Source organism: Streptomyces sp. NPDC058326 (assembly GCF_042879855.1).
Taxonomy (GTDB): Bacteria; Actinomycetota; Actinomycetes; order Streptomycetales; family Streptomycetaceae; genus Streptomyces.
Genome location: NZ_JBHVZO010000003.1, coordinates 68,143 through 88,924, shown reverse-complemented (window position 1 = coordinate 88,924; position 20,782 = coordinate 68,143). Strand labels below are relative to the sequence as shown.

3 protein-coding genes are annotated in these 20,782 nt (G+C 73.8%); all 3 read left to right on the top strand.

Annotated features, from left to right (window positions below):
• Nucleotides 1–9 precede the first annotated feature (9 nt).
• Genes ACFVYX_RS05970 through ACFVYX_RS05960 form a run of 3 tightly spaced genes read left to right on the top strand, consistent with a single transcriptional unit; the run spans nucleotide 10 to nucleotide 20,743 of the window.
• Nucleotides 10–14,817, top strand: a complete 14,808-nt coding sequence (locus ACFVYX_RS05970) for an amino acid adenylation domain-containing protein (protein ID WP_389680120.1) — start codon at nucleotides 10–12, stop codon at nucleotides 14,815–14,817.
• Nucleotides 14,814–19,406, top strand: coding sequence for an amino acid adenylation domain-containing protein (locus tag ACFVYX_RS05965; RefSeq protein ID WP_389680119.1), 4,593 nt, complete (start codon nucleotides 14,814–14,816; stop codon nucleotides 19,404–19,406). Before ACFVYX_RS05970 ends, ACFVYX_RS05965 begins: the two co-directional genes overlap by 4 nt.
• Complete coding sequence (locus ACFVYX_RS05960; protein ID WP_389680118.1) at nucleotides 19,403–20,743, top strand: diaminobutyrate--2-oxoglutarate transaminase; 1,341 nt, start codon at nucleotides 19,403–19,405, stop codon at nucleotides 20,741–20,743. The genes ACFVYX_RS05965 and ACFVYX_RS05960 overlap by 4 nt, the downstream gene beginning before the upstream one ends.
• Nucleotides 20,744–20,782 lie beyond the last annotated feature (39 nt).

Here is a 20,782-nt window from a genome sequence, read left to right as displayed (position 1 = left end):
GAACGGTCTATGTACGCAAACAATTCTGTCGTCGATGTCATCCGCCGCAATGTCTCCGAGCGCGGCGCCGGTCTCAGCTACGCATTCCTCGCCGACGCCGGCGGCGTCGACACCGAGCTCAGCATGCTCGAGATCGACAGGCGTGCGCGGGCGACAGCCGTCTCGCTCCTCGAACGGGCGAAACCGGGTGCGCGGGTCATGCTCCTGTATCCCCCCGGTGAACTCTTCGTCGTGGGATTCGTGGCCACGCTCTACGCCGGCATGGTCGCCGTCCCCGTGTACCCGCCGGACCCGATGCGGATCGCCCGTACGCTGCCCCGGCTGCGCGCGGTGGTGCGGAGCTCCCGTGCCGAGATCGTCCTCTCGGACAGCCTCGTCCAGGCCTTCACCCGTGAACTGTTCGAGCAGCAGGCGCCCGAGGTGGCCCGGCTGCCCTGGGTGGTGACCGAGGACGCGATGCTGGAGGGCGCCGACGACTGGCGCCACCCGGACCTGACGCCCGGATCGGTGGCCCTGCTCCAGTACACCTCCGGCTCGACCGGCACCCCCCGCGGTGTCGTGGTGACCCACGGGAACCTGCTGTCCAACGGCGCCGCGATCGCCGGCGGCTTCGGTCTCGGCGAGGGTGACGTCGTCGCCTCGTGGCTGCCCTTTTACCACGACATGGGTCTGCTGGGCGGTGTGCTGCAGCCGATGCTGTCCGGCCTGTCCAACGTCCTGATGTCGCCGCTCGAGTTCATGCGCAGGCCCATGCGCTGGCTCGAGGCCATCGCCACGCGCGGCGCGACCGTCAGCGGCGGCCCGAACTTCGCCTTCGACCTCTGCGTCAACAAGAGCACCCCCGCCGAGCGGGAGGCCCTCGACCTGTCGTCCTGGCGGGTCGCCTTCTGCGGCGCAGAGCCGGTGCGTCACCGCACCCTGGAGCGCTTCGCCGAGGCGTTCGCGCCCAGCGGCTTCGACAGGTCCGCGCTGCTCCCCTGCTACGGCCTCGCCGAGGCGACCCTGTTCGTGGCGGGCAGCGGGCGCGGAAACGGCGCCCACACCACCCGTCTCGACCGCGCGGCCCTGGAGCAGGGCCGCGCCGAACCGCGTGCGGACGGCGACCTCCTGGTCTCCTCCGGTCTGGTGGCGGCGGGCCACGAACTCGCGGTCGTCGACCCGGAGTCGGGCGCGCGCGCCGCTGCCGGCACGGTGGGCGAGCTGTGGGTGCGCGGCACCTCCGTGGCCTCCGGCTACTGGGAGGACGAGGCCGCGACCGAGGCGTCCTTCGGCGCCCTGCTCGGCGACGACCCGAAGCCCTACCTGCGCACCGGCGACCTCGGGTTCGTCCTGGACGGCCAGATCCATGTCACCGGCCGTCTCAAGGAGATGATGGTCGTACGCGGCCGCAACCTCTACGCCCACGACCTGGAGGAGACCGCCGTCGCGGCGTCCTCGTGGGCCCGCCCCGGCTGTGGCGCGGCGTTCTCGGTGGAGACCGCGGACGGCGAGGAGTGCGTGGTCCTGCACGAGGTCGCCGTCGGCACGCCCGACGAGGAACTCCCCCGGATCGCCGACGCGATGGCCGCGGCCGTTCAGAGCGAGCACGGCATCGTCCTGTTCGACGTGGTCCTGCTCGGCGCCCGCAGCCTGGCGAAGACGTCCAGCGGCAAGATCCAGCGCCTGGCCGGCCGGACGGCGTACACCGCTGGTCAGGTCGAGGGCGAGCTGTACCGCCGCTCCGCGTCCGCCCCGGCACGCGGCGAGCGGCGGCAGCTCACGCTCCCCTCGCGCCCCGAGCTGCTCGCCCTCTCCCGCGAGGAGCGCGTCGACGCGATCGAGCGCGCCCTGAGCCTGTTCGGCCGGGGTGAGGGCGACGCGCCCGCCACCATGGTCGCCGAGCTCGACCTCGACTCCCTCGCCGCCGTCGACCTCGCGTTCCGGATCGAGGAGGAGCTCGGTGTCGTCACCGACCCGGGCCTGCTGCTCCAGCCGACGAGCCTGCGCGAGGTGGCCACGGCCGTCGAGGAGCGGATGCGCACCGCCCCCGAGACGCCCGTACGACAGGAGTCCGGACCGCGCGGTGGCGCCGTGCCGCTGTCCGCGGGTCAGCGGTCCCTGCTGTTCATGCGGGACCTCGAAGGCCCGGACTGCCGGCAGAACGTCTCGGTCGCGGTCCGGCTGCACGAGCCGGTCGACATCGGGGCGCTGTCCGCGGCCGTCCGTCACCTCGGCACCCGCCACCCCGTCCTGACCTCCCGCTTCGACGTCGACGGCGGCCGGCGGGCGCAGCTGATCGACCCGAGCGTCCCGTTCGAGCTCGATGTCGTCGACCTGACGGGCGAGGCGGAGCCGGTGCTCCGGGCCCGGGTCGACGCCTGCGCCCTCGCGCCCTTCGACATCGAGGGCGGCGACGTCGCCCGCGCGAGTCTGTTCACCGGCTGCGGCGCGCCGGTCCTGGTCCTGGCGCAGCACCACGCCATCACGGACTTCTGGTCGGTGGTGACCCTCCTCGACGAGCTGACCACGGTCTACGGCGATCTGCTGCGCGGGCGCACGCCGGACCTCCCGGCGGCCGTCGGCTACGAGGAGTTCGTCCGCTGGCAGCAGGACTACGAGCGCTCGCCGCAGTGGCAGGCCGACGAGCGGTACTGGCTCGACCTGCTGTCCGGTGACGTCCAGGCGCCGACGCTTCCGGTACGGGAGCGTCCGCAGCCGGAGAAGGGCATCGCGAGCCACCGGGTGACGGTGGACGCCGAGCTGCTCGCCGACCTGGAGCGGCTCGCCGGTGACAGCGGTACGACGGTGTTCTCGGTCCTGATGGCGGCGTTCGAGGTCCTCGTCGCGGCGCACAGCGGCGCCCGGGACTTCGTCGTCGGCGCCACCACGGCCGGCCGCCCGCAGGCACGTTTCCGCAACACCCTCGGCTACTTCGCCAACACCCTGCCGGTACGCGCCGAGCCCGGCGCCCACGCGAGCGTCACGGAGCTGATCCGCAGCACCGGGCAGCAGTTGCGGCAGTCGCTCGGCCACCAGCACTTCCCGGTCAGCCGGCTCGTCGAGCTGCTCCGCGCCCAGGGCAACACCTCGGCCGCGATCAACACGGCCGTCGTCTTCGAGCGGCCGCACAACGCGATCGCCGACGACGTCACCTCGGTGCTCTTCGGCGCCGGCCGCGACCGCGCGGTCCTCGGCGACCTCACGATCGAGCCGTTCCCGGCGGGCGAGCTCGCCACCCAGTTCGACATCACCCTGCACGCCGTTCCGGCCGACGGCGGACTCCTCGCCCACATGCTGGTCCGCGCGGACCGCTTCGACGAGGCGCTGGCCGGACAGCTGGGACAGCAGTTCCTGGAGCTGCTCCGGCAGATCGTCGTCCACCGTGACGCCCCGGTCTCCGCGCTGCGGCTCGCCGGCGCGACCGAGTCCCTCAGCCGCGCCGACGTCCCCGCCCGCACCCTGCCGGGCGTCACCTCCGTGCACGAACTGTTCGAGGCGACCGCCGACCGCACCCCCGGCGCCGTCGCCCTCACGGCCGGCGCCGTGGAGCTGACGTACGCCCAGGTGGAGAGCGCGGCGAACCGGCTCGCGCACCGCCTCCGGCAGGACGGCCTCGGGCCCGAGGACACCATCGGTCTCTGCCTGGAGCGCTCCCCCGAGCTGATCGTCGCGATGCTCGCCGTGATGAAGTCCGGGGCCGCGTTCGTCCCGCTGGACCCGACGCTTCCACAGCCCCGTCTCGCCGACATGGTCGGCGACGCGCGCTGCGCCCGGATCCTCTGCCACGCCGCGACAGCGGAGCTCGCGGGCTCCCTCGGCACCGCGGCCCGCGTCGACGAGGAGCCCGGCACCGGCCTTCCCGAGGACCGCCCGGCGCTCGCCGTCACCGGCGACAACCTGGCGTACGTCATCTTCACCTCCGGCTCGACCGGCCGCCCCAAGGGCGTGCAGATCGAGCACCGGTCGCTCCTCAGCTACCTGCTGTCCTTCCTCGACGCCTTCGACGTCGAGGAGGGCGACCGGGTGCTGCAGTTCGCGCCGCTCACCTTCGACCCCTGCCTCGAGGAGATCTTCTCCGCCTGGACCCGGGGCGCGGCGCTCGTGCTGCGCGACGAGTCGGTACTGGGCTCGCCGGAGCGGTTCTGGGCCTGGTGCGAGGAGCAGCGACTCACTCTCGTCGACATCCCCACGGCCTTCTTCCACGTCCTCGTCACCGCCCTGGAGACCGGTGTGCGGGTGCCGCCGGCGCTCCGCTCGATCCTCATCGGCGGCGAGGCCGCGCACCCCGACAAGCTCGCGCAGTGGTTCGCGGCCGACCGCGGCCACGTCGAGCTGTACAACCGCTGGGGCACCACCGAGACCACGGTGTGCTCGACCGTCGCCCACCTCGGCCCCGAGTCGGGGCAGGTCTCCCGCGCCCGTGACGTGTCCATCGGCGCCGACATGACGGACGCGGTGATCCACGTCCTCGACGCCGGGCTGCGGCCCGTCGCCGACGGCGTCGTGGGGGAGGCGTACATCGGCGGCGTCGGTGTCGGACGCGGCTACGCGTCGGCGCCCCGCAAGACCGCCGAGCGGTTCGTCCCCGACCCGTTCGCGACCGGGCCGGGCCGGCGCCTGTACGCCACCGGCGACCTGGTGCGCCGGTCCGCCGACGGCGAGCTGCGCTACGTCGGCCGCGCCGACCAGCAGGTGAAGGTACGCGGCTACCGCATCGAGCTCGGCGAGGTCGACGTGGCGCTGCGGCGCCACCCCGAGGTCGCCGAGGCGGCCGTGGTCGCCTCCCGCGGCACGGGCGAGACGGAGCTGATCGCCGCCGTCACCGGTGAAGGCGTCGGCGTCGAGGGACTCCGCGACTGGCTCCACCGTGAGCTGCCCAGCTACATGGTCCCGAGCCGGCTGCTCGTCCTCGACCGGATCCCGCTCACCTCGAACGGCAAGGTGGACGCGCACGCGCTGCGCGAGCTCGCCCTCGACGCGTCCCGCTCGGCCGGGGCGGCCGACATGACGCCCCTGGAGAGCAGGCTCGCGGCGATCTGGTGCGAGGTGCTCGAAGTCGCCGGGGTCGGTCCCGACGAGGACTTCTTCGCGCTCGGCGGGCACTCGCTGCGCGCGGCTGACCTCAACACCCGGGTACGCCGGGAGTTCGGCGTCCAGCCGCCGCTTCGGATGTTCTTCGAGTCGGTGACCGTACGCGCCCAGGCGGCGCGGATCGCCGAACTCGTCGCCGCGGAACCCGCCGGCGCCGAGGCGGCCCCCGCGCCGACCGAGGCCGGCCCCGCCCTGTCGCTCGGCCAGCGCCGGCTGTGGTTCCTGGAGAAGTTCGCCCCGGGTTCCCGCGCCTACGTCGTGCCGGGTGTCCTGCGGCTGTACGGGGAGCTCGACCAGGACGTCCTGCGCGGCGCGCTCGACGCGATCGTCGAGCGGCACCCCGCGCTGCGTACCGGCTTCACGGACGAGGGCGGCCGGCCCGTGCCCTTCGTGCACACCGGCCTCACCTGCCCCTTCGAGGTCATCGACCGGACCTCGGTCACCCCCGCGCGGCGCGAGGCGGAACTGGCCGGACTCGCGGCCGGTCACGCCCGGCAGCTCTTCGCGCTGGACCGGCCGCCGCTGATGCGCGCCGCCCTGGTCGCGTTCGGGCCCGACGAGCACGCCCTGCTCCTCGCCTTCCACCACATCGTCTCCGACGGCCGCTCCATGGAGATCATCGCCGGTGAGCTGGCCGATCTGTACGCGCAGGGCGCGGGCGCCGGGCACGGCGAACCGCCCGCGGTCGTCCACGAGTACGCCCGCTGGGCGGCCGACGAGACCGCCCGCCTGGAGTCGGCGGAGGGCAGGCGCGGCCTGGAGTTCTGGACCGGGCACCTCGGTGGTGCCCCGCTCGCCCTCGACCTGCCCCTCGACCGGCCCCGGCCCGCGGTGCAGACCTTCGACGGCGAGCGCGTGCCGCTGACGCTCGGCCAGGCCGACTCCGACCTGCTGCGCTCGCTCGCCCGTGACCAGCGGGCCACGGTCTTCATGACGCTCGCCGCGTGCGTGTCCTCGGCGCTCTCCCGGCTGACCGGCCAGGACCGCGTGGTGCTCGGCGTGCCCGACGCCAACCGCACCGGGGACGGCGCGTACGACGATGTCGTCGGCTTCTTCGTGAACACCGTCCCGCTCTGCTTCGAGGCGCCGGCCGGTGCCACGGGCCGCGACCTCGTCGACCGTGTCCGGGCCACCACGCTCGAGGCGATGCCGTACCACTGGGTCCCGTTCTCCGCGATCGTGGAGGCGAGCGGCCAGGACCGCGACCCCAGCCGCAGCCCGCTCTTCCAGGCGATCCTCGACGTCCGCAGCGGCGCGCTGCCCGCACCGGCCCTGCCCGGTCTGCGGGTCGAGACGGCGCCGCTGTACACCGGCACCGCCAAGACCGACCTGACCTTCGAGATCACCGACGACGGCGGCCCGCTGACGGGCTGGCTGGAGTTCAACTCGGACCTGTTCCGGCCCGAGACCGCGCGGCTCGTCGCCCGGCTGTTCGGCGAGACGGCCCGCGCGATGGCGCGGCGGCCCGACGAGCGCGTCGAGACCCCCTCGGCGGTGTCGGCCCTGGACCGCTGGCCGGCCGAGGCGGAGGACGGACAGCGTCCCGACACCTTCTGGGCGCAGTTCGAGCGGGTGGCCGAAAGCCGCCCGGACGCCCTCGCCCTGGAGGGCGCGGACAGCGCGCTGACCTACGGCGAGCTGCGCACCCGGGTCGACCGGGTCGCCCGGGTGATCGCCCGGACCTTCGCCGTACGTCCCGGGGACGTCGTCGCCGTGGCGGTCGAGCCGTCCGTCGAGGCGGTCGTCGCCGTCCTCGCGGCGCAGCGCTGCGGAGCGGCGTACCTGCCGGTCGACCCCGCCTACCCGGCGGAGCGCAAGGAGTTCATGCTGGCCGACTCGGGGGCGCGCGGTCTGGTGACCCGCGACCTCGTGGAGGAGGCGCTGCGCGAGACGCCCGACGAGACGGTCGCGCTGCCGCAGGCGGACCCGGACGCGCCCGCGTACCTCCTGTACACCTCGGGCTCCACCGGCCGGCCCAAGGGCGTGCTCGTCTCCCACCGCGCGCTCGCCAACCTCACGGCCACCCAGGCGCGGGTCTTCGGGATCGACGCCGACGCGCGCATGCTCCAGTTCGCGAGCCTCAGCTTCGACGCCTCCGTCTGGGAGATCTTCTCCACGCTCGCCGCGGGCGGCACCCTGGTCGTCGCGAGCCGTGACCACGCCCTGGTCGGCGAGGCCCTCGCCGACGTCCTCGCCGAGCGCGCGATCACCGTGTGCCTGCTGCCGCCGTCGGTGATCGCGTCCCTGCCCGTACGGGAACTGCCGCTGCTCACCACCCTGGTGTCGGGCGGTGAGGCCTGCCGCGCCGAGCTCGTCGAGCAGTGGCAGCCGGGCCGGCGCTTCGTCAACGCGTACGGCCCCACCGAGTGCACCGTCGTCATCACGGCCGCCGCCTGCGAGCCGGGGCGCCCCGCCTCGCTCGGCGCGGTGCTGCCGGGCGGGACGGCGTACGTCCTCGATGCCGAGCTGCGGCCGGTGGTCGCCGGCGCGGTCGGCGAGCTGTACGTCGGCGGCGCGGGCCTGGCCCTCGGCTACCACGGCCGGCCCGGTCTGACCGCCGCCCACTTCCTGCCCGACCCGTTCTCCGCCGACCCCGGCGCCCGGATGTACCGCACGGGCGACCTCGTCCGGCTGCGCGCCGACGGGACCCTGGACTACCGCGGCCGTCGGGACAGCCAGATCAAGCTGCGCGGCTACCGGATCGAGCCGGCCGAGATCGAGTCGGTGCTGCTGGCCGTGGACGGCGTGACCCAGGCCGTGGTGCGGGGCGTCGACGGGGTCCTCGTGGCCCATGTCGAGTCCGCGGACCCGGAACTGACCCCGCGGGCGCTCGCGAAGCTGTGCGCGGACGGTCTGCCGCCGCACATGGTCCCGGCCGCCTTCGTGGTCCGCGGTGAGCTGCCGCGGCTGCCCGGCGGCAAGATCGACCCGAACCGCCTCGGCCGCCCGCGCCGCGCCGACTTCGCGCACACCGACTTCGCCGAACCGGAGACGGAGACCGAGCGGACCGTCGCCCGGGTCTGGGCGCAGGTCCTCGGCGTCGACGTGGTCGGCGCGGGCGACGACTTCTTCACCGTCGGCGGCCACTCCCTGCTCGCGACCGTGATCACCTCGCAGGTGAGCGAGGAGCTGGGCCGCGAGGTCCCGCTGCGGGCCCTGTTCGAGGCGCCCGTGCTCCGCGATTACGCCGCGCTGTGCGACGCCGCGGCCGCCCGGGACACCTCCGGCGGGATCGCGTCCCACCCCTCCGGCGGCGGCGACGCGCCGCTGTCGGTGATGCAGGAGCGGCTGTGGCTCCTGGAGGAGATCGAGAACGGCTCCGGCCGGAACACCTCCACGGGCCGCTACCACCTGGCCGGCGCGATCCGGCTCACCGGCGGGCTCGACGAGGCCGCCCTCCAGCGGGCCGTCACCCGCCTCGTGGACCGGCACACCACACTGCGCACGGCGGTCGCCCACCACGAGGGCACGCTGACGCAGACCGTCCGGGAGCGCGCCGACGTCACGCTGTCGGTCACCGAGCTGACCGGTGTGACCGCCGAGGAGCGGGTCTCCGAGGCCCTCGCCCTGGTGGCACGCGAGGCGGCGGAGCCGATGGACCTGGCGACCGGCCCGCTGCTCCGGGTCCGGCTGCTCCGGCTCGGTGACGACGACGCCGTCCTCGTCCTGACGCTGCACCACATCGTCGGCGACGGCTGGTCGATGGAGATCCTCAAGAGGGACCTCACGCACTTCTACGCCGAGGAGACCGGCCACGAGCCGGCCGCCCCGCTGCCCCCGCTGCAGGTCACCTACGAGCAGTTCTCCCGCTGGCAGCGCCACCAGCTCGACTCGGGCGGCCTCGACGCCTCCGTGGCGTACTGGAGCGAGCAGCTCGACGCGCTGCCGGCGCTCACCCTGCCGGTCTCGCGCGGCGCCTCCGAGCCCGCGGCCTCCGGGGGCCACCGGGTGCGGGCGACCGTCACGCCGGAGCTGCGCGAGGCGATGGAGCGGCTCGCCGCCGAGTCCGGGGCCACGCTGTTCATGGTGCTCGCGGCGACCCTCCAGCTCACCCTCGGGCGCCTCGCGGGCCAGCGGGACTTCGCGATCGGCGTGCCCATCGCGGGCCGCCGGCACCGCGAGGTGGAGGACCTCATCGGCTTCTTCATCAACTCGCTGGTGCTGCGGGCCGACCTGTCGGGCGACCCGACCTTCGCCGAGCTCCTCGACCGGGTCAGGACCACCACGCTCGACGCGTACGAGCACCAGGACGTGCCGTTCGAGACGCTGGTCGGCACGCTCGCCCCCGAGCGGGACCTGAGCACCACACCGCTGTTCCAGGTCTATCTGAACCTGCTGAACATCCCGCCGCACCGGGCCGAGCTCCCGGGACTCACGGTCGACACCTTCGCCGTCCCCGACCTGGGCGCGAAGTTCGACCTGACCTTCTACGTCGACCCCGCGCGGGACGGTCTCTCGCTCGACCTGATGTACGCCGCCGACCGCTTCGACGAGGCGACGGTGGACGAGCTGCTCGCCCAGTGGATCAGGGTCATCGAGCAGGCGGTCGCGGACAGCGGCAGCCCCATCGACTCGCTGCGGCTGGACACTCCGCTGGCCCGCCGGGCGCTGCCCGACCCGGCCGCGCCGCTCGACACGACCTGGTACGGGTCGGTGGTCGAGCAGTTCGAGCGGCGGGCCGCCCGTGAGCCGGGGCGGATCGCGATCAGCGAGCCGGGCCAGGAGCTCACCTACGGCGACCTGGCCTGGGCGACGGCCGCCATGTCGGGGCTCCTGAACCAGCAGGGCGTCGCCAAGGGCGATGTGGTCGCCATCTACGGCGAGCGCAGTGCCTCGCTGGTCTGGGCGATCCTGTCGGTGCTGCGCGCCGGCGCCTCGTTCGCCATCCTCGACCCGAGCTATCCGGCGGACCGCATCGCCGACTGTCTCGCGGTGGCCCGCCCGAGCGCCTTCCTCCAGCTGGAGGGCGCGGGGGCCGTGCCGCTCGCGGTGGACACCGCGCTCCAGGAGGCGTCGCTGCGCTGCCGCTTCGAACTGCCGTCGAGGCTGGCGGACGCCCGGCACCTGGTGCCGCAGGGCGCGGAGCCGGCCGCCGCGGTCGAGGTGGGGCCGGGGGACTGCGCGTACATCGCGTTCACCTCGGGTTCCACCGGCAAGCCGAAGGGCATCAGGGGCGGGCACGGGTCCCTGACCCACTTCGTGCCGTGGATGGTGGAGACGTTCGGGCTGCGCGAGACCGACCGCTACAGCCTGCTCTCCGGCATCAGCCACGACCCGCTGCACCGTGAGGTGTTCACGCCGCTGGTCACGGGCGCCACGATCTGTGTGCCCGACCGCCTCGACGTGGAGACCCCGGGCCGGCTCGCGCAGTGGTTCCGCACCGCGCAGGTCTCGGTCAGCCACATGACGCCCCCGATGGCGCGGCTCTTCGACCAGCTGTCGGTGGCTCCGGGCACGCTGCCGCTCCTGGAGCGGGTGTTCTTCCTCGGAGACACGCTGACCAGCCGTGACGTACGGGCCATCACCCGGATGGCGGGCTCGGCGACCTGCGTCAACCTGTACGGCTCGACCGAGACGCAGCGCGCGGTCGGCTACCACGTGGTGCCGGCGGCCGACGGTGTCGCCGACACCGACCCGGGGGTCACGTACCCCCTCGGCCGCGGGATGAAGGACGTCCAGCTCCTCGTCCTCGACGAGGCAGGCCGGCAGGCCGGTGTCGGCGAGCCGGGAGAGATCGTCATCCGCTCCCCGCACCTCTCGCTCGGTTACGCCCACGACGAGCAGCTCACCGCCGCCAAGTTCGTGCGCAACCCGTTCGGCGACTCCGACGGCGACCGCATGTACCGCACCGGTGACCTCGGCCGCCATCTGCCCGACGGCTCCGTCACCCCGCTCGGCCGCGCCGACAACCAGGTCAAGATCCGCGGCTACCGCGTCGAGACCGACGAGGTGCAGCACGTGATCTGCGCCGCGCCGGATGTCCAGGACGCCCTGGTCATGGCGCGTACCGACGCGAGCGGCGAGAACGCCCTCGTCGCCTACGTGGTGTCGCGCCCCGGCACCAGGGCCGTCGGCAACGAGGTGAAGGCCTTCGTCCGCGGGCAGCTCCCCGACTACATGGTCCCGGCGTTCGTCGTCGCCCTCGACGCCTTCCCGCTGACCCCGAACCGCAAGATCGACCGGGCGGCGCTGCCCGAGCCCTCCTCGGCGAGCGGCGCCCACGAGGACGGCCCGCGCGCGCCGCTGTCCCCCACCGAGGAACTGGTGGCCGGCCTGTGGCAGGAGGTGCTCGGCGCGCCCAGGGTGGGCCCCGAGGACAACTTCTTCAACCTCGGCGGGCACTCCCTCATGGCCACCCAGGTCGTGTCGCGGATCCGCCGGGTGTTCGGCTGCGACATCGCGCTGCGGACGCTCTTCGAGAAGCAGACCGTACGGGACCTCGCCGCGCACATCGACGGCGTCGCCGGCGGCGCGAGCACCACCGAGCCCGTCGTCGCCCTGCCCCGCACCGGCCCGCTGCCCGCCTCCTACGGCCAGGAACGGCTCTGGTTCCTCGACCAGCTGGAGGGCGACACCGGGGCCTACAACAGCCCCACCGTCGTCCGTATGCGCGGCCCGCTCGACACCGACGCCCTCGCCGCCACCCTGGACGAGCTGGTCGCCCGGCACGAGGTGCTGCGCACCCGGCTCGTCATGGACGGCGGCCGGGTCAGCCAGATCGTCGAGCCGGCCGGTGAGGTCACCATGCCGCTCACGCTCGTCGACCTGAGCGGCGAGCCGGCGGAGACGGCCGAGCGGCGCTGGCCGGAGCTCGTCGACGAGGCCGCGCGGCACCGCTTCGACCTGGCGGAGGCCCCGCTGGAGCAGGCGACCCTGATCCGGCTCTCCGACGAGGACCACGTCTTCGTCCTCACCGTGCACCACGTCGTCGCCGACGGCTGGGGCCTGCAGATCGTGGTCCGTGACTTCGCGGCCCTGTACCAGGCACGCCGTCAGGGCACCGCCTCCCCCCTGCCGGATCTGGAGGTGCAGTACGCCGACTGGTCGAGCTGGCAGCGCGACCGCGTCGAGGGCGGCGACCACCAGGCGCAGCTGGACTTCTGGTGCGAGACGCTGGCGAAGCCGGCGCCCGTCCTGGAGTTCCCGGCGCAGCGGCCGAGGCCCGCGGCGATGACCAACCGGGGCCTGACGGTCCGCCGGGTGCTCGACGCCGAACTCGTCGGCGGGGTACGGCAGGTGGGCCGCGAGCACAACGCGACCCTGTTCATGACGCTGCTCGCGGCGTTCAACTGCCAACTGCACCGCTACAGCGGCGCCGCCGACATCGCGGTCGCCACCCCGGTGGGGACCCGCTCGGTCGAGATCGAGGACGTGGTCGGGTTCTTCGTGAACACGATCGTCTTCCGCAACACGCTCTCCTCCGAGGAGACGTTCACCGAGCTCCTCGAACGCGTCCGGGCCACCACCCTGGCCGCCTACGCCAACCAGGACGTCCCCTTCGACCGCGTGGTGGACGCCCTCCAGCCGAGCCGGGACCTGAGCACCAGCCCGCTGTTCCAGGTCATGTTCACCCTGCACAACGCGCCCTACTCGGAGATCGACCTCGGCGACCTCAGGCTGGAGCGGCTGCACGCCCCGGCCGGTACCGCCAAGTTCGACCTCAGCCTCGACCTGGCCGAGGAGAAGGACGGCCTGCACGCCACCCTGGAGCTCAACGCCGACCTCTTCGACGAGGAGACCGGCCGGACGCTCCTCGACCACTTCGAGGCCCTGCTCGGCAGCATCGCCGCCGGCCCGGAGCGGACCGTGGCCGACCTCGAACTCCGCCCGGAGACGGAGGCCGCGGCCCAGGACGCCCTGAGCGCGGGACCGCCGGCCTTCACGCCGATGACCACGACCGAGGCCCTCGCGCACTGGGCGCGGCGGACCCCGGACGCCCCCGCCGTCGTCGAGGGCGACACCGTCTGGACGTACCGCGAACTGCGCGACCGGGTCGCGGCGCTCGCCGAACGGCTCACGACGGCGGCTTCCGGCCCCGAACCGGCCGTGGTGGTGTGCGCGGACCGCTCGGCCGCGCACATCGCCGCCGCCCTCGCCTGCGACGCGGCCGGCGCCACCTACGTGCCGGTCAGCCCCGCCGTACCGGACCGGCGGATGGCCTCCGTCCTGGACCGGCTCGGCGAGGTCGTCGCGGTCACCGACGACGAGCGGTCGGCCCGTGTCGCCGCCCTGCTCGGCGAGGCCCGGGGCACCCGCCTCGTCCTCGACGACTCCGTCTCGGACCGTCCGCTCGACCCGCGGGGAGCGCACCCCGCCCGGCGCGCCTACGTCATCTTCACCTCCGGTACGACCGGTGAGCCGAAGGGCGTGGAGATCGAACAGGCCGGACTGCTCAACCACCTGGAGCTGATGGCCCACGACCTGGAGCTGTCCTCGGGCGACGTCATCGCCCAGACCGCCTCCCAGTCGTTCGACATCTCGGTCTGGCAGATGCTCGTCGCGGTGATGCGCGGCGCGACCACCGTGGTCAGCGACGACGCCACCAGCCGGGACGCCGAGGCACTGATCGCCCTCGTCCGGCGGCGCCGGGTCAGCGTGCTCCAGCTGGTGCCCGGCATGATCAGAGCCCTGCTCGACCACGCCGGGGACGGTGATCTGGCGAGCCTGCGCTTCCTGATCGCCACCGGGGAGGCCCTGCCGCCGGACCTCGCGGCGGACTGGCTGCGCCGCTTCCCCGGGATCCCGATGGTCAACGCCTACGGCCCCGCCGAGTGCTCGGACGACACCCACCTCGCGGTGCTCACGACCCCGCCGCCGACCGACCGGGCGGTGCCGCTCGGCCGTCCCGTCGCCGGCGTGACCTCCCACGTCCTCGACGCGGGAGGGCGGCGGGTGCCGTTCGGCGTGCCGGGCGAGCTCGCCATCGGCGGCCCGGTGGTCGGCCGCGGCTACCTCGGTGACCCGAGGGCCACCGCGGAACGGTTCGTCCCCGACCCGTACGCCACGGACCCCGGCGCACGGCTCTACCGCACCGGCGACCGGGTGAGGCTGCACGGAGACGGCCGGCTGGAGTTCCTCGGACGGCTCGACGACCAGCTGAAGATCCGCGGCTTCCGCATCGAGGCCGGCGAGGTCGAGACGGCGCTGTGCGAGCTCCCCGCCGTACGGGAGGCCGCCGTCGTCCGGCGCGACTGCGACGGCGAACCCACCCTGGTGGCCTGCGTGGCCGGCGCCGAACGCGACCCGGCCGTCCTGGCCGCCGCGCTCGGCACCCGCCTGCCGCGCTACATGGTCCCCACCGGCTACGTCTTCGCCGACCGGCTGCCGCGCACCCCGAACGGCAAGGTCGACAGGACCGCGCTCCAGCGGGACGACATGACCGTCGAGCGGGTCCGCCGGCGCTTCGAGGAGCTGTCGGGGCCGACGGAACGGCTCGTGGCCTCGGTGTTCGAGGAACTGCTCGGCACCCCGGCCGTCGGCGCGCTCGACGACTTCTTCACCCTGGGCGGCCACTCGCTGCTTGCCACCCGTCTGGTGGCCGAACTGGCCGCGCGGACCGATATCGAACTGCCGCTGCGCGCGGTCTTCGAGCAGCCCACCGTGCGCGGTGTCGCACAGGCCCTGGAGGAACTCCAGCTGGCCGGACTGAGCGAGGCCGAGCTCCTCGAACTCGAGGTGCTGCTCGACAGAGTCACCGACGACCAGGCGCGCGAGCTGCTCGCGGCCGGCGAGGAGAGGGACGCATGATCAGGGAAGCCGCCACCGAGCGGGAGACCTTCGAGGGTCTGTCCGCGGCCAAGCGGGAGCTGATGGCCTCACTGCTGCTGGCCCGCGGCAGGCAGCGGGCCTCGGCGCGCACCATCCGCCGCCGCGACCCCGCCGTGCCCGCCGTCCTCTCCCGCGGCCAGGAGCAGCTGTGGGTCGCCGAGTCCCTCGCGGACGGCCGGCCGCTGTACAACGTCCCCTACGGGGTACGGCTGCGCGGCGCGCTCGACGTCACCGCGCTGCGGGCCGCGCTCGACGGGCTCGCCGCCCGCCACTCCGTCCTGCGCACCGTCTACCGGCAGCGCCCGGACGGCGGTCTCGAACAGGTGGTCCTGGCGGCCGGTCCGGTGGCACTGCCGGTCGAGGAGACCGGGAGCGAGGAGGCCGCGATGGCCGCCGCGCAGCGCGAGGCGGCCCGGCCGATCGACCTGAAGGACGGCCCCGTGATGCACGGACGGCTGTTCCGGATCGCCGCCGACGACCATCTCCTCGCACTGGTCGTGCACCACATCGCGACCGACGCCTGGTCGGTGGGCGTCCTCCTGGAGGACCTCGCCGAGCTGTACGACGCGGCCCGCGAGGGCCGTTCGCCCCGGCTGCCCGCGCTCGGCGTCGACTACGCCGACGCGGCGGCCCACGAGCGGGCCCAGGAGCCCGAGGACTTCGGCCGGCTGGTCGCGCAGTGGCGTGAGCAGCTGGCCTGGGCCCAGCCGCTGGGCCTCTCGCCGAACGGCGACCGCGGGACGGCCCGTACCGGCCGGCGCATCCGCTGCCAGTGGGACGGTCAGTTCGGCCGCGAGCTCCAGCGCACCGCGGAGGCGCACCGTACGACCGTGTTCAACGTGATGCTGACCGCGTTCGCGGTGCTGCTCAACCGGTACACGGGCACCTCCCGGTTCGCCGTCGGCACGGTCATGGCCAACCGGAACCGGCAGACCGAGCGCCTCGTCGGCTACTTCGCGAACACCGTCCCGGTGGTCGCCGACCTGTCCGCCGGCGGCGGCAGCCTCGCTGACGTCCTCGCCGGCATCACCCGCGAGTCGCTGTGGGCACAGGACCACCAGATCCCGTTCGACGTGCTCGTCGACAAGGTCGCCCCGCAGCGCACCCTGGCCGAGAGCCCGCTGTTCGAGGCCATGTTCGTCTTCAACAACGGCCCCGGCCACGAGATGCGGCTGCGCGACCTGTCCCTGACCCCCACCCATCTGCACTCCGGCACCGCCAAGTTCCCCCTCGACCTGTCCTGCGCGGTGACGGACGACGAGGTCATGGTGTCGCTCGAGTTCGACGAGTCGGTGCTGGACACCGCCGCAGCCGAGCGTCTCCTCGGCCACTACCGCCGACTGCTCACCGGTCTGTGCGAGACCCCGGACGTCCACGTCGACAACGCCGATCTGCTCACCCCGGCCGAGCGGGAGCTGGTCGTCGACGAATGGAACCGTACGGGCGAGGAGTACCCCGCCCACGCCACCGCGCACGGACTGTTCGAGCAGTGGGCCGACCTGGAGCCCGACGCCCCCGCCGTCACCTGCGGCGACGAGGCCGTCAGCTATGCCGAGCTCGACGCCCGCGCCAACCGGCTCGCCCATCTGCTCCTCGCGGAGGGCTGCGGCCGCCACCAGCGCGTCGGCGTCTGCCTGGAGCGCGGCGTCGACCTGGTCGTCGCCCAGCTCGCCATCGCCAAGACGGGCGCGGGCTACGTCCCGCTCGACCCCGGCTACCCGGCCGAGCGCCTCCAGTGGATGCTGGAAGACTCCGGCGCCCGCCTGGTCGTCACCCGTGACGAGCGGCTCACGGGCGACGGCGTCACGGCCGTCGACCCCGCCTCCGCCGCCTCCCGCCCCGCGACCCGGCCCGCGTGCGACGTCCGCCCGGACGACCTGCTGTACCTGATCTACACCTCGGGCTCGACCGGCCTGCCCAAGGGCGTGCTGCTCGACCACCGGGGCCGCGTCAACAACTTCACCGACTTCAACCGGCGCTTCCTCGTCGGCCCCGGCGACAAGGTCTTCGGCGTCTCGGCGCTGGCCTTCGACATGAGCGCGTACGACGTGTTCGGCACGCTCATGGCCGGTGCGACCGTGGTGTTCCCCGCCCCCGAGGACGAGCGCTCCCCGCACCGCTGGATCGAGACGATCGAGCGCGAGTCCGTCACCGTGTGGCACTCGGTACCGGCGCTGTTCGGGCTCCTCGTCGAGGAGTGCGAGATACGCGGCGGGGACCGGCTGCCGATCCGGCTGGTGCTGCTCGGCGGCGACTGGATCCCGCTGGCGCTCCCGCAGCGGGGCGCCGCGCAGCTGATCCCCTCGGCGCAGCTGGTCAGCATGGGCGGCGCCACCGAGGTCTCCATGGACTCGACGATCCACCTGATCGGCGAGGTCCTGCCGGAGCAGCGCAGCATCCCGTACGGCGCCCCGATGGCCAACCAGACCTCCTACGTCCTCGACGCGGCGCTCTCGCCGCTGCCCGTGGGCGTGGCCGGCGAGCTGTACCTCGGCGGCGTCGGGGTCGGCTGGGGCTACCACAACCGGGCCCGGCTGACCGGTGAGCGCTTCCTTCCCGACCCGTTCAGCCCGGTGCCCGGGGCCCGGATGTACCGCACGGGCGACCGCGCCCGCTGGATGCCGGACGGTGACCTCGAACTCCTCGGGCGCATCGACTTCCAGATCAAGATCAACGGCTACCGGGTCGAGACCGGCGAGATCGAGGCCGCCCTGCGGGAGGTGCTCGGCGGCGGCTCCTGCCTGGTCGCGGCGCACGGCCCGCGCGACGGCGCGAAGACCCTGGTGGCCTATCTGGTGGCGCCCCCGGGCGGCGAGGTCCCCGACGACGCCGAGCTCAAGCGGCAGCTGTCGGCGCGGCTGCCCCAGCACATGGTGCCCGCCTCCTTCGTGCGCATGGAGTCCTTCCCGCTGACCCACAACGGCAAGGTCAACCGGCGCGAGCTGCCGGCGCCCACGGCCGCCGTCCTCACCGGGCGCGCCGCGGCCACCGCCACCGAGCGGGCCCTGGTGACGCTGTGGCGCGAGGCGCTCGGCCGCGAGGACGTCCCCGTCGACCTCGGGTTCTTCACCCTCGGCGGCAACTCCATCGCCGTCATCCGCATGGTGAGCGCCGCCCGCCGCGCGGGCATCGAGATGACACCGCGCATGGTGTTCGCCCACCAGACGATCGAGGCGCTCGCGAAGGCGGTCGACGAGGGCGAGGCCTCTCCGGCCTCCTCCTCGGCCACCACCGCCGCGGCGGGCCGGACGAGGACCGGCGAGCCCGCGGTGACGCCCGGCCAGCACCACATGCTCGACGTCCTGGAGAGCGCCTGGGTGCCGGGCCTGTACCAGATGCAGTCCACGACGGAGCTGCCCTTCGCGATCGACCCCGACCTCTTCCGGGACGCCTGGCACCGGCTCACCGACCGCCACCCCGCCCTCCGCACCGGCTTCCGGCGCGACGGCGAGGGCACCTGGACGCCGGTCGTCGCCGACCGGCTCGCCCCCGTCATCGAGGTCCTCGACTGGAGCGACCACGCCCCGGACGCGGTCGCCGACGAGCTGATCGCCCTCCTCGAAGCCGAACGCGCCACACCCTTCGACGTGTCCGAGCCGCCCCTGTGGCGGGTGTGGCTGGTGCGCGGCCCGTCCACCTGGTGGCTCGGCCAGATCCAGAGCTACCTCCTGGCCGACGGCTGGTCGAACCTGGTGCTCCTCGACGAGCTCCTCGCGCTCTATCTCGCCGCCCTCGAAGGCCGTGACGCCGGCCTCCCGCCGGTCCCCGCGCTCGACGCCGCCGAGGACACCGACCCCGAGGCCGACAGCGCCTTCTGGCGGGACCGGCTGGCCGGGGCGCTCCCGTCCCGCCTCGCCGCCGAGCCGGGCCGGCTCGGTTCTTCCCGCTTCAGCCGGGTGGCCGACCGGGTGGACCCGGCCGTCGCCGAGGCCCTGCGCGCACGGGCCGCCGGGGACGGGCACACCTTCTCGACGCTGGCCTGCGCGGGCTGGGCCCTGCTCGCCGCCGCACGCCTCGATCGCTCCGACGTCACGGTCGGCGTGGTCTCGGCGGGCCGTGACCGGGCGGTCGACGGCCTGGAACGCGCGGTCGGCCTGTTCATCGCCGCCCTGCCCGTCCGGGTGGAGGTCGACAGGGACGAGACCCTGACCGCGCTGTTCGACCGCTTCCAGCTGGCCCGCGTCGAGGGCGCCGAGCACACCTCGGTGCCCACCGGCACCCTCCAGCGGATGGGCGCCGGCGAAGGACCGCTGTTCGACTCGGTCGTCGTCGTCGCCAACTACCCGGTGTCCTCGGCACTGCGCGCCCAGCAGTCCGCGAGCGTGCGGCGGGGCGCCGAGAGCGACGGCACCCGCAACCAGACCGAGTACGCCCTCCGCCTGGACGTCACCGACGACGCCGAACCCCGTATCGCCCTCTCGTACTACGGCGACCGCGTCACCGACGCCGAAGCACGGCTGCTGCTCGACGACTACCTCGCGCTGCTCGCCGCCGTGGCCCGTACGCCTGCCGCCACCGTCGGCCAGGTACTCCCGACCTCCCCCCTCCCGATTGGAGACCCCCGATGACGGTCCTGGCAGATCTGACGACGTCCACCGAGGCGTTCGAGACCACGTCCCCCCAGCTGCTCGAAGCCGCCTCCGCCCGGGTGCTCGAAACCCAGGTGTTCGAGGCGCGGGAGTCCGCCGTCCGGTCCTACTGCCGCGCGTTCCCCGTGCTCCTCGCCTCGGCCCGCGGCACCACGCTGATCGCCGAGGACGGCACGCAGTACGTCGACTTCTTCTCCGGCGCGGGGGCCCTCAACTACGGCCACAACCACGAGCACATCAAGCGCCAGGTCGTCGCCCACCTGGAGGGCGACGGACTGCTGCACGCGCTCGACTTCCACACGGCGGCCAAGCGTGAGTTCCTCGACCGCTTCGCCCGGGAGATCCTGGAGCCGCGCGGCCTGAACCACCGGGTCCAGTTCTGCGGCAGCACCGGCACCGACGCCGTCGAGGCGGCGCTGAAGCTGGCCCGCAAGCACACCGGCAGGACCCAGGTCATCGCCTTCTCCGGCGCCTACCACGGCGTCAGCCGCGGCAGCCTCGCCGCGACCGCCGACCTGTCGCTGCGCAAGGTGGCCGGGACGCACCTCGGCGACGTCACCCACCTGCCGTTCCCGATCGGCCCGCGCGGCCCGTTCCCGACGATGGACCTTCTGGAGCAGTACCTCGGCGACGACCTCTCCGGGGTCGACGTCCCCGCGGCCGTGATTCTCGAAGTCGTCCAGATGGAGGGCGGCGTCTACCGCATCCCCGACGCGGACCTGCGGCGGCTCCGGGACATCTGCGACCGGTACGGCATCGTGCTGATCGTCGACGAGATCCAGGCCGGCTGCGGCCGTACCGGCGGCTTCTTCTCCTTCGAGCAGGCCGGGATCGTCCCCGACCTCATCACCGTCTCGAAGTCGATCGGCGGCCTCGGCCTGCCGATGTCGATCCTGCTCATCCGCGAGGGCCTCGACTCCTGGCAGGCCGGTGACCACCCGGGCACCTTCCGCGGCAACCAGCTGGCGTTCGTCGCCGCCTGCGGCGCGCTCGACCTGTGGCGGAGCCAGACCTTCCTCGACCAGGCCCGCGACGGCGCCGAGCTGCTGCGCTCCTTCTGGGAGAGCCACCCGCTGCCCGGCGTCGAGGTCCGCTGCGAGGGCCACGCGATCGGCATCGACCTGACCCACGCGGGCGGTCGGCAGGCCGCTGACTCCGTGGTCGGCTGGTGCTTCGAGCGCGGCCTGATCGTCGAGTCGACCGGCCGCGACAAGGCGGTCCTCAAGCTGCTGCCCGCTCTGACCATGGAGCCCGAGGTGCTCCGCTACGGCTGCGAGCTGATCCACGAGGCCCTGCGCACGGCGCTGTCCCGCTGACCCGGGCCCACCGCGCCTCCCTCCATCCCCCCACCCCGT